Here is a 13,423-nt window from a genome sequence, read left to right on the forward strand (position 1 = left end):
TACGGGGCGGGCGCGCCGACGCGCCGCCCGCCCCGTACCCCGTTCGGACGCGCCGTGTCACATGCGGCGGATCCGCAGGTAGCGCTTGATGTCGGGGAAGGTCTGGGTGAGTACGGCGGCCGCGGCCAGGGCCACGGCCGCGCAGAAGACGGCCTTCTTCATGGGGTTCTCCTCAGTTCGCACCGGTTGCTTGTCCCCGGCCCGGGCTCCGTCTCCCGGGCCGGCAGGAGGTCCAGGAGCATCCGAACGGCCTCCGGTACCGCGGCGGCGACGGGGCCGCTCAGTCCGATGCCCTCCTCCAGCCGGGCCGGTTCGCAGCCGACGACGTAGGTGCGCCGGGGCGGGGTGGAACCGGTCCCGGCGCACAGGGTGCCGAGCAGGCCGAGGACCGCGTCGGGGGACATGTGGTGGCCGTCGAGGACGGGGCCGCCGCCGCCCGTGGGGGCGGAGCCGGGTGCCTCGATCAGGTACAGGGTGCCCGGTTCGCCGCCGCGTTCGGTGGCGTCGACCAGGACGAGGGTGTCGTAGCCGTCCAGGAGTTGGTAGGCCAGGTGGACCCCGCGCACGCCGAAGTCGACCACCTCCACTTGGTCGGGCAGGGCGTGCGCGGACAGGGCGCGCACGGTCTCGACGCCGAAGCCGTCGTCGCCGAGGAAGACGTTGCCGATGCCGGCGATCAGGACCCGGCCGCTCACGGCTCCTCCGTCGCGGTCACCTCGTCGGGCTGGAAGTACAGGAAGCGGCCCTGCTCGCGACGGATGTCGGCGCCGGGGTCGCCTTCCACGGTCACGGCCAGGTGCACTCCCCCGTCGACGTCGTGCAGGACCTCCTCCACGCGTGCGGTGCGTCCCTGGAGGAAGAGGTCCTGGGCGTCGGTGCGCCGCAGGCCGGGGCGGAGGGTCACGCGGCTGCCGGGGCCGACGGGGGTGCCGTCGACCAGGACCCGGTCGGGCGCCGGCTGCGCGGGGGCGCTGCCGGCCGGGTCCCACCAGGGGGTGTCGGGGGTGAACAGGGCGTCCGGCGCCGGCTCCTGGGGCGCCGCGGCCGCCCCGGTGCCGGCGCGCAGGGAGCGGACCGCTCCGTGGAGCCGTTCCAGCACCTCGGGCGGCAGGGTCTCGGCCAGGTCGACGACGGCCGCGGCGCGCGGGTCGGTGCCCCGGGCCTCGCGCTTCTCCTCGTCGGTGAGGGCGGCGGTTCGCAGGGCGAGGATCTCGTCGATCTCGGTGGCGTCGTACATCGCCCCGGCGCTCTCGGGGGCGATGGCGGGATGGTCCTCCAGGATGATCGGGGAGGACAGGACCACGTCGGCGCGGCCGTCCTCGCCGGCCAGGACCGGCCAGGTGTGCAGGTTCGCGCAGCCGGCGACGGCGGAGCGGGCCCATTCGGGCGGGTCCGTCATGGAGAGGAAGGAGCCCGGGGTGAGGCCGAGCAGCAGGTGGGCGGCGACCAGCGAGCGGGGCAGGGCCTCCTCGCGGGCGGTCCCGGGGCCGTCGGGGGTCCAGGGGCTGGTGTTCTCGACGACGGCGGTGAGCTTCAGGACCCGGTAGGGGCCTTCGAGTTCCTCGGCGTGCAGGCGGACGACGCCCTCGGCCTCCTCGGTGCGCCGAACCAGGCGGCCGACGGTCCGGCCGTGGTCGTCGAGGACCGGTTCGATGTCCTCGCGGGCGGGGCGACTGAAGGGGAGGACGATCTCCTTCTCCGTCAGTTCGGGTACTGCCACGCGCAGTTCGACCCGTTCCTCGGTGCCCTCGTCCCAGGGGACGAGGACCCGGTCGGGCAGGTGGAGTGCGGCGGTGTCGGTGAACGTGCCGTCGGCGTGGGCCTCTTGCACGGTCCGGCGCTGGGCGTGCAGGAAGCGCAGTTCGAGGGAGAGGGTGGCGGCGCCGCGCGGTTCCATCAGGACCTCGGTGCGCTGGAGGCTGTGTTCGCCCTGGGCGGGGGCCCAGGCGGGCGGCACGAGGACGCCGAACTGCCAGCGCATCCGGTTCTTGGCGGCGGAGGCCCGGTAGGGGTAGAGGACGTAGCCCTCGAAGAGGACGGCGTCGGCGACCCGGCGGGCGGTCTCGAAGCGGCGGCCGGAGAGGTGGGCGGTGGCGGTGGGGGCCGTCGTGGTCATGGGGCGGCCCTCTCGGTGACGCGGGGTGCGGGGGTGCCCGGCAGCGGGAGCGGCGGCGGGGCGGGTTCGGCGGCGGCCAGCAGGGCGCGCAGGGTGGTCTCCCAGGAGGCGAGGGCGTGGCGGGAGCGGTAGGCGAGCAGTTCGGCCATGGTGTCGCGGGGCAGCCGCAGCCATCCGCAGCCGGGGAAGTGCTGTTCGACCATCTCCTGCCAGACGGCGACGGGCATCCGGCAGACGGCCTCGCGGTCCCAGGGGACGGGTTCGACGCGGAAGCCGCCGGCTCCGGTGAAGGCGGTGCCGGAGAAGAGCAGCAGCAGGGGGACCTCGCCGTCCTGGAGGGCGTTGAAGTAGCGGGTGGAGGCGATGTCCATGTCGTAGGTGCAGGGGATGACGAGGTCGGTCTCGGTCTCCCCGGTGAAGCCGGGCACCAGCAGGCCGACCTGGGCGAACTGCACGGGCCGCAGGGTGCTCCCCCAGCGGGAGCGGTCGCCGAACAGGTCGGCGAGGGCGTCGGCCTCCTCGGGGCCGTAGCCGCGCCGGGCCGGTTCGATGCGGATCTGGCAGCGCAGGGCGAGGGCGTGGACCCGGGTCTCGGGGGTCGCCGCGGTGACGCGCAGCCGCAGGACGAGGGTGGGGCCGGCGGCGTAGGGGTCGGCGCGGACGCCGGTGCAGGTGAAGGTGAGGTCGGTCATGCGGGGCCGGCCTCCGTGAGGATCCGGGCGCGGGACTCGACGTGGGCGAAGAGGGTGTCGAGGGCGGCGCGGGCCTCGGCGCCGCCGTCGAAGCCGCGCCACAGCAGCCGCATCCGGCCGACGAGTTCGTAGCAGAGGTCGATGGGGACCAGGTGGCAGGTGGTGCGGCCGGGGGTGTGGTGCAGCAGGAGGGCCTCCACGTCGGGTTCGAGGAGTCCCGCGAGCCTTCCGGCGCCGAGGACGGACTGCCAGGTGTCGGGGTCGAGTTCGCTCTCGGTGGCTCCGGCCGGGCTCGGGTAGAGGGCGACGAGGCGGCCGAGGGCGGCGTTGTGGAAGAGGAAGGCCACGCCGACGGGGATCCGCAGCCGTTCCCAGGCCGCGTCGTCCAACGCGTGCGCGGGATCGGCGAGATAGCGGTCGGGGACGGCCCGGTAGCGGCCGGTGCGGGTGCCCGGCCGGTCGAAGAGGAGGGAGCAGGCGGTGCAGGCGCACACCAGGGTCCGCTGCTCGGTCTCCACCAGGTGGCGGTGGCCGTCGGGAGGTACGGGTGTCCCGCACAGTCCGCAGCTCTCGGGACGGGGCGGGCGGGGGCCGGTGAAGCGGTGCAGCCCCCCGGGGCGGGGGCCCGTCACGGCACCCGGGCCGGGGTCTGCGGGCGGGTGCCGATCTGGAGCAGGGGCGGCGCGGGTGCGGCCGTCTCGATGTCGACGCCGGTGACTTCGGGGGCGAAGCAGGCGAGGGCGTCCTCCAGGGCGGCGCGGCCGGCGTCGCCGCCGCCTGAGCCGCAGCCGCAGCCCGAGGCCTCGGCGGGGGCGGTGCGCAGCCGCAGGATCCCGGTGGCGGGGTCGAAGCCGAGGACCTCGGCGGGGGCGCCGGCGGAGCGCAGGGCCCGTCCGACGCGGGTGTGGACGTCCTCGGGGTGCAGGTCGTGCAGGGTGAGCAGGCTCGCCACGAGGTCGTCGTCGAGCAGCGGGGCCAGTGACCCGGCGTCGAGCCGTTCGGTGATGCGGGCGAGGCCGGCCCCGTAGAACTCCATGAGGACGCGGACGAGTTCCTCGGCGGACGCGCAGGCGGCGCGGTCTCCGGAGGCGGCCAGCCGGTCGAGGACCTCCTCGACGCGGGCGCCCGCCTGCCGGGCGTCGGCGGCGGCGCTCATCCGCCGAGTCCGCTCAGGCCGGTGGGGACGTGCAGGGTCTTCACGGTCTTGCCGCCGCCGACGTACATGTGGACACCGCAGGGCAGACAGGGGTCGAAGCTGCGCACGGCGCGCATGATGTCGATGCCCTTGAAGTTCTCCGGGGTGTTCTCCTCGAAGATCGGGGTGTTCTGCACGGCGTCCTCGTAGGGGCCGGGGGTGCCGAAGGTGTCGCGGGTGCTGGCGTTCCACGGGGTGGGCGGGTACGGGTGGTAGTTGGCGATCTTGCCGTCGCGGATCACCATGTGGTGGGAGAGGACGCCGCGGACGGCCTCGGTGAAGCCGCAGCCGATGGACTGGTCGGGGACCTCGAACTTCTCCCAGGTCTGGGTGCGTCCGGCGCGGACCTCGGCCAGGCCCTGTTCGGCGCAGTGCAGGGCGATGCCGGCGGCGTAGGCCTGGAAGTAGGTGCGGGCGCGGTTGCGTTCCAGCGCGTTGGACCACTTCGGGATCTTCCACTCGAAGGTGGTCTCCGGCTTGGTCATGGTGCGCGGCAGCGTGATGACCACGCTGTGGCCGGTGGCCTTGACGTAGCCGACGTCGACGAGCCCGGACAGGGCGGTGGACCACAGGCGGGCGATGGGGCCGCCGCCGGTGTCGAGCGCCAGGTGGTCCTTGCCGTCGAACCAGCGGGGGGACATCACCCAGCTGTACTTGTCGTCGAAGTTGCGCTTCTGCGGGGCGGGGATGGTGTGCTGGTTCCAGGGGTGGCGGGGGTCGACGGGGTTGCCGAGCGGGTCGTGGGTGACGAACTGCTCGCGGCCCTCCCAGTCGTCGTAGTAGGAGCTGCCGAGCAGGATGCGGATGCCGAGGTTGATCTCGGTGAGGTCGTTGGTGACCAGTTTGCCGTCGACGACGACGCCCGGGGTGACGAACATCTTCCGTCCCCAGTCGGTCATGTTGGCGTACGTGAAGTCGCAGTACTCGGGGTCGTTGAGGGCGCCCCAGCAGCCCAGCAGCACGCGCCGGCGGCCGACCTCCTCGTAGCCGGGGAGGGCCTCGTAGAAGAAGTCGAACAGGTCGTCGTGGAGCGGGACGACCCGCTTCATGAACTCGCAGTACCGCATGAGGCGGCTCATGTAGTCGGTGAACAGCTGGACGGAGGCGATGGTGCCGACGCCGCCCGGGTAGAGGGTGGAGGGGTGCACGTGGCGGCCCTCCATCAGGCAGAACATCTCGCGGGTGTAGCGGCTGACCTGGAGGGCCTCGCGGTAGAACTCGCCCTCGATGGGGTTGAGGGAGCGCATGATGTCGGCGATGGTGCGGTAGCCGTGGTCGCCGGCGTGCGGGGCCTCGGTGCGCTCGGCGAGTTCGAGGACGCCGGGGTTGGTCTCGCGGACCATCTTCTCGCAGTAGTCGACCCCGACCAGGTTCTCCTGGAAGATGTTGTGGTCGAACATGTACTCCGCCGACTCGCCGAGGTTGATGATCCACTCGGCGAGGTGCGGCGGCTTGACCCCGTAGGCCATGTTCTGCGCGTAGACGGAGCAGGTGGCGTGGTTGTCCCCGCAGATGCCGCAGATGCGGCTGGTGATGAAGTGCGCGTCGCGGGGGTCCTTGCCGCGCATGAAGACGCTGTAGCCGCGGAAGACCGACGAGGTGCTGTAGCACTCGGCGACGCGCTTCTGCTTGAAGTCGATCTTCGTGTGGATGCCGAGGCTGCCCACGATCCGGGTGATCGGATCCCAGGCCATCTCGACCAGGCCGCTGCCGTCGCCGGCCGCGTTCGTCTTCGGTGCCATCGTCTGTGCCGTGACCCTTCGTTCGCTACGGGGTGGGGTGGGATCGGTCGGGAGGAGGGGTGCCGGTCACCAGGGCGGCCGGTAGCCGGTGGTGAGCTTGCGGCCGGTGTGGCGCCACTTGGGTTCCTGGTCGACGGTGTGCAGGGTGACCGCGCGCAGGCGCCGGACCACGGCCCCGTAGGCTCCGCTGGCCTTCGAGGACACGTGGGAGCCGGGGGGCGCGTCCATGAACGGCATGAACTTGTCGGGGAAGCCCGGCATGGTGCAGGCGATGCAGATGCCGCCGACGTTGGGGCAGCCGCCGACGCCGTTGATCCAGCCGCGCTTGGGGACGTTGCACTTGACGACGGGGCCCCAGCAGCCGAGCTTGACCAGGCACTGCGGGGAGTCGTAGGTGTGGGCGAACTGGCCCTGCTCGTAGAAGCCGGCGCGGTCGCAGCCCTCGTGGACGGTCTGTCCGAACAGCCAGGTCGGGCGGAGCTTGTCGTCCAGCGGGATCATCGGGGCCGACCCGGCCGCCTGGTACAGCAGGTAGGTCAGGGTCTCGGAGAAGTTGTCGGGCTGGATGGGGCAGCCGGGCACGCAGACGATCGGGATGCCGGCCTTGGAGGTCCAGTCCCAGCCGAGGTAGTCGGGCACGCCCATGGCGCCGGTGGGGTTGCCCTCCATGGCGTGGATGCCACCGTACGTGGCGCAGGTGCCGATGGCGACCACGGCCAGCGCCTTGGGGGCGAGCCGGTCGATCCACTCGCTGGTGGTGATCGGCTGGCCGGTGCGGGGGTCGTCGCCGAAGCCGCACCAGTAGCCCTCGGGTTTGATCGACTCGTTGGGGATGGAGCCCTCGACGACGAGCACGAACGGGTCGATCTCGCCGCGCTCGCCCTTGAAGAACCATTCGACGAAGGTGTCCGCGCCGCCGACGGGGCCGCACTCGAAGTCGATCAGGGGCCAGTGCACGGCCACCTTGGGCAGGCCCGGCAGGGCGCCCGTGACGATCTCCTCGATGCTCGGCTGCATCGCCGCGGTGAGGGAGACCGAATCGCCGTCACAGCTCAGGCCGGCGTTGATCCAGAGGATGTGGATCGTCGGGTCCTCGGCCGGGTCCGACGTTGCTGCATCCATGCGGGGCCTCCTCGGGAGGGGATGCGGGGGGAGGGTGGGGAGGGGCGGGCGGACCGCACCTCTTCCTTGCTAGCAGGGGCCGGCCGGGGACGCGCTGTCCTGTACGGCCGGTCCAGTGACGCGGCCGCCGGCCGGGCGGGCGGCGCCGGGTGCGGGGGCGGTGCGGCGCGTGAGGTGGGGCGGCGTCTGCCGGGCGGGCTCCTTGCGGACGAAGGCCCGGCGCAGCGCGTGGTAGGGGGCGTGCGGGTCGTCGAAGGTGCGCTTCATCCGGTCCAGCTCGGCCTGCCGGTAGGAGGCCAGCGGGCGCCGGGCCTCGTCCTGCTCCCGGCGGGCCTTCTTGGCGGCGATCCGGGCTGAGGTGGCGGGCAGGGCGGCCAGGCGGGCCGCGAGGCGGGCCGTCTCCTCGGCGAAGGCCTCCGGCGGGCAGGCGAGGGTGCGGTCGGACAGTCCCAGGGCCAGGGCCGCGTCGGCGCTCAGCGGCAGGGCGTCCTCGGTGAGCCGGGCGGCGGTGGCGCCGCCCACGCGGGCCGGCAGGGTGTACGTCCAGTACTCGGAGCCGTACAGGCCCATCAGGCGGTAGTGCGGGCTGAGGACCGCGCCCGAGCGGCACCAGACCTCGTCGGCGGCGAGGGCGAACATGGCCCCGCCCGCGGCGGCGTTCCCGCCGAGGGCGGCGACGACCAGCCGGTCGGTGGTGGTCAGGACCGCCTCGACCAGGTCGTCCATGGCGTTGATGTTGGCCCAGGACTCCGCGGCCGGGTCGGCGGCGGCCTCGATCACGCCCAGGTGGATGCCGTTGGAGAAGAAGTCGCGGCCGCCACCGAGGACGAGGACCGAGGTGGGGCGGGAGAGGGCGCTCCGGTAGGCCTCCAGCAGGCGGCGGCAGCGGTCGGTGTCCATGGCCCCGGAGGGGAAGGAGAACGACAGGAAGCCGGTCTGCCCCTCCTCCCGGTAGCGGATGTCGGACCAGGTGGAGCGGCCGGGCTCGGGGTGCGGGGGCGCGGGGTGTTCACGCAGCGGGGGCAGCCGGTCGCCCAGGGCGAGCACGGCGGGCAGGCGCGGGGCGGGGGGTTCGCCGGGGGCGTGGGCGGCCCGTAGCTCCGGGATCCACACGGCGCCGTCGGCCGTGGCCCGGCAGACCGCCCCGGCGCGGGTGGCCAGCAGTTCCCCGGGGCGGCCGCGCAGCCGGTCCTCCGGGTGGCCGCCGTGCAGGTACCAGCGCGCGCCGAGCAGTTCGTCGCGTACGCCGGGACGGGAGTCGGCGGCGCGCAGCACCCGCAGGACGCGCTCGGTGCCGTCGGCCTCCCAGTCGATGCGGCGGTCCTCCTGGCGCAGGGCGGGGCGGGCGGCGGCGTGGTGCTGGGGCCGCGGGAGGTACGTTCCGGAGGCGAAGCGCTCCACGGCGAGCAGGACGGCCTCCAGGGCCGCGTCGGCGATCTCCCCGCGGTAGAGGTCGCTCTTGCCGACCGGCGGGACGGTGCATTCGGCGGTGGCCCAGACGGGGCCGGCGTCCATCTCGGCCTCGGCCTGCAGGACGGTCACCCCCCAGCGGGTGCGGCCCTCCTGCACGGCCCAGTCGAGGGAGGCGGGGCCGCGGTCGCCGACCGGGCCCGGGTGGACGATCAGGCAGGGGTGGGCGGACCAGACCTCTTCGGGGATCGCGGTGCGCAGCATCGGCGCGAGGACGAGGTCGGGGGCGTGGCGGCGTACGGCCTCGGCGAGGGGGCGGTCCGGGAGGGCGAGTTCCACGGCCACGCTGTGGCCGTGGTCGCGCAGCTCGGCGTGGACCCGTTGGGTGAGGCTGTTGAACGCGCTCGCGAGGAGCAGGACGTGCACGTGGTCTCCCGCGGCGGTCCGGGGCCCGGGGCACGGTGGCGCCGCCCGGCCCGATCGGCAGGTCGTGACCGGTTCATGACCGGCCGCCTGCGATCGTGACGCGGTCGGCCGGGGGCGATGGCGCAGGCGGGCGGCGGTGTCACCCGAAAGCGGCCCGGCCGGGGGCCAGTCGGCCCCGGGGCGGTGTCAGAGCCGGTCCTCCATGCCGATGGCGTCCTCCAGGTCCTGGTGGGCCTCGCTCCAGTCGCCCTCCTGCTGTTGCAGCAGGGCGGCGGCGATGGCGTCCAGCTTGCGCTGGATGGCGTGCTCGGCCCGGCGTTCGGAGTTCTTCAGCAGGGCCAGCAGCAGGAGGGACAGGGCGCCCATGGCGTCGCCGGCCAGGTGCTGCCACTCCACCGGCAGCCGGGCGATGTGGACGGCGGCGAAGCCGGCGACCAGGGTGACGCAGAGCAGCAGGAAGGCTGCGGAGCTCGTGAAGTTCGAGGCCAGTTCGGCCAGGGTTTCGAAGCGGCCGCGGCGGCCGCCGCCGGTCTTCTTCGCGGGGTGCTCGAAGGTCATGCCCGGCGCCTGCCCGCCGGCCGGTCCGGCAATCCCGGGCCCGGGCGGGGCGCGCTCAGCCGTCGCGCCGGCACCAGCGGCGGACGAGGAGGAACAGTCCGGCCAGGGTGGCCGCGTACGCGAAGGTGAAGGCGGCGATCAGGGCGGGCTCGGAGGTGGCGACGGCCAGGGGCAGCAGGGCCAGGGCGACGCCGGCCAGGGCGCAGACCGTGCCGCCCAGGACGCCGTGGCGGCCGCCGGGCGGCCGGCCGGCGGCCGGGTCGGGTTCCTGGGCGAAGAGTCGGGTCCCGAACGTCATGGCCCGCTCGAAGCGCGGGTCGGTGCGCAGGGCGCGTTCGATCGCGCTCAGGGCCCTCCTCTCCCGGTGCGAGAGTCCGCTGCCGTCCATCACGGCCTCCTGCGCGTCGGCGGCCGGCTCACACCGGCTCGCGGGCCTGTGGCCGGGCGTCTGCCCCGCCGCCGCACCACCCATGCGCCGCCCGGCACGGCCGGGGGTGTCGGGGGGCGGGGCCGGAGCCGGCTCAGCGGTAGTGGGCCGCCGATTCCGCGAAGGGGACCGCCTGGGCGGGGACGGAGGCCAGGAGGGCGACCCAGGAGCCGTCCGTGAACTCCAGGTCCATCCGGCCCCGCTGGAGCACGCCCGTCGGCCTGGCCCGGACGGCGGCGACGGCCGAGCGGGGTGCCTCCCAGTACTCCTTCATCACGGGAGTCGACTGCCACAGGTGCGAGACGTCGGTGAGGCCGAACCAGCGCCGGTCGGTGACGGCGAGGATCCCGGTGACCGAACCACGCGCTCCGGCCCGGCTGATGAGGAAGTGCCCCGCGGTGCTCTGCCAGCCGCCCTCCATGCTCTTGCCGTGCGTCAGCCGGGTGCCGAGCTGGTCCACGGCGTCCGGCAGCCCGTCCACGGCGGCGGCCGCGGCGGCGGGCCGCGAGCGCCGGGGGTCGATCACCCGGTTCCGCACCAGCTGCGCGAGCGGCTTGGGCAGCTTCGCCTCGATCCGCCGGTGGAGGGAGGAGGGGTCGGCCGGGGGGAGCAGGTCCTCGGGCGGGGTGGGTACGCCCGGTCCGAGCTCGTACGCGCACACGGCGACGAGGTGCTCCCCCGCCCGCACGAAGGGTCGGACCTGTTCGCGCCTGTCCTCGTTCAACGGGCGTGCTCCTGTCGTGCTCAAGGCCGGGGGTGACCGGCGCGGTGCCGCCGGGATGGTCGTGCCCGGCGTTCCGGATTCTCCCTTATGGGCCACCCCGGATGATCATCGGGGGGCCTCGCACGGGATACCCGGAAGGGGTACCGGCGGTAAGCCCTTGCGGGGGCGCGCGGGCGGCGCACGGCGGGCCCCGCCCGGGCCGCGTCAGAGGGGTTCGGAGTCCAGGAGGAAGGCCGTCGGGTCCGCTCCCACGCCCTCGCCGGAGCCGGGCGGCGCCAGCTCCGCCCAGATGACCTTGCCCTCGGGGGTGTACCGGGTGCCCCAGTGCTCGCTGAGCTGCGCCACGAGGAACAGGCCGCGTCCGCCCTCGTCGGTGGTGGCGGCGTACCGCAGGTGCGGGGCGGTGCTGCTGCCGTCCCAGACCTCGCAGGTCAGCCCGTGGTCGTGGAGCAGCCGGACCCGTACCGGGGCGCTGCCGTGGCGCAGCGCGTTGGTGACCAGCTCGCTCAGGATCAGCTCGGTGGCGAAGCCGAGCTCGGACAGGCCCCAGTCCTCCAGGGTGCGGGCCGCGGCGCCCCGGATCTCGCCGACCGCGCTCGCCTCGAAGGGCACGTCCCACTGGGCGACCCGGTCCGCGCCGAGGGTCCGGGTCCGGGCGACGAGGAGGGCCACGTCGTCGGCCGGGCGGGCCGGCAGCAGCAGGTCGAGGATGTTCCGGCAGGTCTCGCGCGGGTCCCCGTCGGAACCGCTGAGCGCGGTGCGCAGCAGTTCCAGCCCCTCGCCGATGTCCCGGCCGCGCTCCTCGATCAGCCCGTCCGTGTACAGGACGAGCCGGCTGCCCTCCGCCAGGTCCAGTTCCGCCGTCTCGAAGGGCATGCCGCCGAGCCCGAGCGGGGGCCCGGCCGGCAGGTCCACGATCTCGGTGGTGCCGTCGGGGGCGGCCACCAGGGGCGGGAGGTGTCCGGCCCGGGCCAGCGCGCAGCGCCGGGAGACCGGGTCGTAGACGGCGTACAGGCAGGTCGCGCCGAGGACGGAGCCGGTCGCGTCGCCGCCCTCGTCGTCGTGGTCGATGCGCTGGACCAGGTCGTCCAGGCGGGCGAGGATCTCGTCGGGGGCGAGGTCGAGCGAGGAGAAGTTGTGGACGGCGGTGCGCAGCCGTCCCATGGTGGCGGCGGCGTGCAGGCCGTGTCCGACGACGTCCCCGACGACCAGCGCGACCCGGCAGCCCGGCAGCGGGATCACGTCGAACCAGTCGCCGCCCACCCCGGACTGCGCGGGCAGGTAGAAGTGCGCCACGTCGACGGCGTTCTGCTCGGGCAGGGCGCGCGGCAGCAGGCTGCGCTGGAGGGTGACGGCGAGGGCGTGCTCGCGGGTGTAGCGGCGGGCGTTGTCCATGCTGACGGCGGCCCGGGCGACGAGCTCCACGGCCAGCGAGAGGTCGTCCTCGTCGAAGGGCTCGGGCTTGCTCGCCCGCCAGAAGTTGACCACGCCGAGGACCACGCCCCGGGCGATGAGCGGGGCCGCGATCAGCGAGTGGATGCCGTAGTCGATGATGGCGCGGGTGCGTACCGGGTCCTGGGCGAGCCAGCCGGGCTCGGCGGACAGGTCGGGCACCAGCTCGGCCTCGCCGGTGCCGTAGCCGCGCGCCTGGGGGGTGGAGGGCAGGAAGTCGATCAGCAGGCCGCGGGGGTAGAGGGGGTGGTCGGTGCGGATGCCGCTGACCGCGGTGCGCCGCATGTCGGCACCGGGCCCGGGCTCGTCCCCGTCGAGGACCGGTTCGGCCAGGTCGACGGTGGCGAAGTCGGCGAAGCGGGGTACGGCGACGGCGGCGAGTTCCTCGGCGGTGCGGACCACGTCGAGGGTGGTGCCGATGTCACCGCCCGCGTCGTAGAGCAGCTTCAGGCGGCGGCGGGCCGTGTCGGCGCGGCTGGTCAGGACCCGCATCTCGGTGGAGTCGCGGATGGTGACCGCGGTGCCGCCGTCGGCGCGGCCGCGGGGGTGGGTGCGCCGCTGGTTGACGACGAGCAGCCGCTCGCCGGTCTCCACCACCTCGTCGGTGGCCACCCGGCCGGAGAGCAGTAGGTCCGCCATCCGGTGGTCCAGGCCCGGTACGTCCCCGATGTGGCGGCCGTCGGCGTCCTCGGGCAGGCCGAGGAGCCGTTTTGCCTCGTCGTTGGCGAGCAGCAGCCGCCCGTCCCCGTCGATGATCAGCACCCCTTCGCGGACGGCGTGGAGCACCGCGTCGTGGTGTTCGTACATCCGGGTCATCTCCAGCGGGCCCAGCCCGTGGGTCTGCCGGTTGAGCCGTCTGCTGATCAGGGCCGTGCCGGCGGTGGCCAGGGCCAGGGTGGCGGCGATGGACAGCAGGATGACGGGGAACTGGCGGTTGACGACCCCGGTGACGTTCTTGACGGTGAGGCCCGCGGCCACCAGTCCCACGACCTTGCCGTCGGGTGCGGTGACGGGCACCACCGCCTGGATCTCCTTGCCGAGGGGGCCGTCCACGCTCTCGGTGTAGGTCTGCCCGGCGAGGGAGGGCTCGATGGTGCCGACGAACCGTTTGCCGATCCGGTCCGGCTTGGGGTGGGTGTAGCGGATGCCGTGGGTGTCCATGACCACGATGAAGTCGACCCCGGCGTCCTTGCGGGTCCGCTCGGCGAGGGGCTGCAGGACGGCCGTCGGGTCGGGGGACTTCAGCGCCGCCTGGAGGCCCAGGGAGTGCGCGAACGTCTGCGCGACGGCCACCGACCGGTTGCGGGCCTCGCGGTCGACGTCGTGCCGCGACTGGAGGACCAGCGCCAGCAGCGCACCGGCCGCGAGCAACACCACGATCGCCACCTGGAGGACGAATACCTGTCTGGCGACGCTTCTGGATCGGCTGCCTAGAGGTGACCGCACCGACGTGCCCGGCACGGGTGGCGAGAAGGGGTCACGCCCCCAGTTGTAGCACTTCCGGGCGCCCTCGGCGCCCGGCGCGGCGGCGCGCCGGGCGTGGTGTCGCCCCGGGGGCC

The 13,423-nt window shown here is 74.1% G+C and carries 13 protein-coding genes; all 13 read right to left on the bottom strand.

The features are described from left to right. Positions 1 to 57: 57 nt before the first annotated feature. Positions 58 to 162 carry a DUF6893 family small protein gene (locus ACFY0O_RS03120; protein ID WP_388942053.1) on the bottom strand — a complete coding sequence of 35 codons (105 nt, stop codon included), beginning with the start codon at positions 160 to 162 and terminating at the stop codon, positions 58 to 60. Continuing rightward, the gene (locus ACFY0O_RS03125; RefSeq protein WP_388942056.1) at positions 159 to 695 is read right to left on the bottom strand and encodes a hydrogenase maturation protease; all 537 of its coding nucleotides are present in this window, start codon (positions 693 to 695) and stop codon (positions 159 to 161) included. The genes ACFY0O_RS03120 and ACFY0O_RS03125 overlap by 4 nt, the downstream gene beginning before the upstream one ends. Beyond that, positions 692 to 2,116, bottom strand: coding sequence for a hypothetical protein (locus ACFY0O_RS03130; RefSeq protein WP_388942058.1), 1,425 nt, complete (start codon positions 2,114 to 2,116; stop codon positions 692 to 694). The genes ACFY0O_RS03125 and ACFY0O_RS03130 overlap by 4 nt, the downstream gene beginning before the upstream one ends. Continuing rightward, a complete protein-coding gene (locus ACFY0O_RS03135) occupies positions 2,113 to 2,808 on the bottom strand; it encodes a DUF6084 family protein (protein WP_358895337.1) in 696 nt (231 codons plus the stop codon). Before ACFY0O_RS03135 ends, ACFY0O_RS03130 begins: the two co-directional genes overlap by 4 nt. After that, positions 2,805 to 3,440 carry a DUF5947 family protein gene (locus tag ACFY0O_RS03140; protein WP_388942061.1) on the bottom strand — a complete coding sequence of 212 codons (636 nt, stop codon included), beginning with the start codon at positions 3,438 to 3,440 and terminating at the stop codon, positions 2,805 to 2,807. Before ACFY0O_RS03140 ends, ACFY0O_RS03135 begins: the two co-directional genes overlap by 4 nt. Next, positions 3,437 to 3,964: a hypothetical protein gene (locus ACFY0O_RS03145; protein WP_388942063.1), complete on the bottom strand. Its 528-nt coding sequence runs from the start codon at positions 3,962 to 3,964 to the stop codon at positions 3,437 to 3,439. The genes ACFY0O_RS03140 and ACFY0O_RS03145 overlap by 4 nt, the downstream gene beginning before the upstream one ends. After that, positions 3,961 to 5,745, bottom strand: coding sequence for a nickel-dependent hydrogenase large subunit (locus ACFY0O_RS03150; RefSeq protein ID WP_388942065.1), 1,785 nt, complete (start codon positions 5,743 to 5,745; stop codon positions 3,961 to 3,963). The genes ACFY0O_RS03145 and ACFY0O_RS03150 overlap by 4 nt, the downstream gene beginning before the upstream one ends. Positions 5,746 to 5,811: 66 nt before the next feature. Then, the gene (locus ACFY0O_RS03155; RefSeq protein WP_388942068.1) at positions 5,812 to 6,867 is read right to left on the bottom strand and encodes a hydrogenase expression protein HypE; all 1,056 of its coding nucleotides are present in this window, start codon (positions 6,865 to 6,867) and stop codon (positions 5,812 to 5,814) included. Between the two features lie 69 nt (positions 6,868 to 6,936). After that, on the bottom strand, positions 6,937 to 8,703 hold the full coding sequence (locus tag ACFY0O_RS03160) for a hydrogenase maturation protein (RefSeq protein WP_388942070.1): 1,767 nt from the start codon (positions 8,701 to 8,703) through the stop codon (positions 6,937 to 6,939). Positions 8,704 to 8,889: 186 nt separating this feature from the next. Next, positions 8,890 to 9,261 carry a hypothetical protein gene (locus ACFY0O_RS03165; protein ID WP_388942073.1) on the bottom strand — a complete coding sequence of 124 codons (372 nt, stop codon included), beginning with the start codon at positions 9,259 to 9,261 and terminating at the stop codon, positions 8,890 to 8,892. A gap of 55 nt (positions 9,262 to 9,316) precedes the next feature. After that, positions 9,317 to 9,649, bottom strand: coding sequence for a DUF3040 domain-containing protein (locus ACFY0O_RS03170; RefSeq protein ID WP_388942074.1), 333 nt, complete (start codon positions 9,647 to 9,649; stop codon positions 9,317 to 9,319). A 133-nt stretch (positions 9,650 to 9,782) separates the two neighbouring features. Then, positions 9,783 to 10,412 carry a hypothetical protein gene (locus ACFY0O_RS03175; protein ID WP_388942077.1) on the bottom strand — a complete coding sequence of 210 codons (630 nt, stop codon included), beginning with the start codon at positions 10,410 to 10,412 and terminating at the stop codon, positions 9,783 to 9,785. Positions 10,413 to 10,616: 204 nt separating this feature from the next. Further along, a complete protein-coding gene (locus tag ACFY0O_RS03180) occupies positions 10,617 to 13,310 on the bottom strand; it encodes a SpoIIE family protein phosphatase (RefSeq protein ID WP_388942080.1) in 2,694 nt (897 codons plus the stop codon). Between the last annotated feature and the right edge of the window lie 113 nt (positions 13,311 to 13,423).

It is taken from the genome of Streptomyces sp. NPDC001594 (assembly GCF_042893675.1).
Lineage (GTDB): Bacteria > Actinomycetota > Actinomycetes > Streptomycetales > Streptomycetaceae > Streptomyces.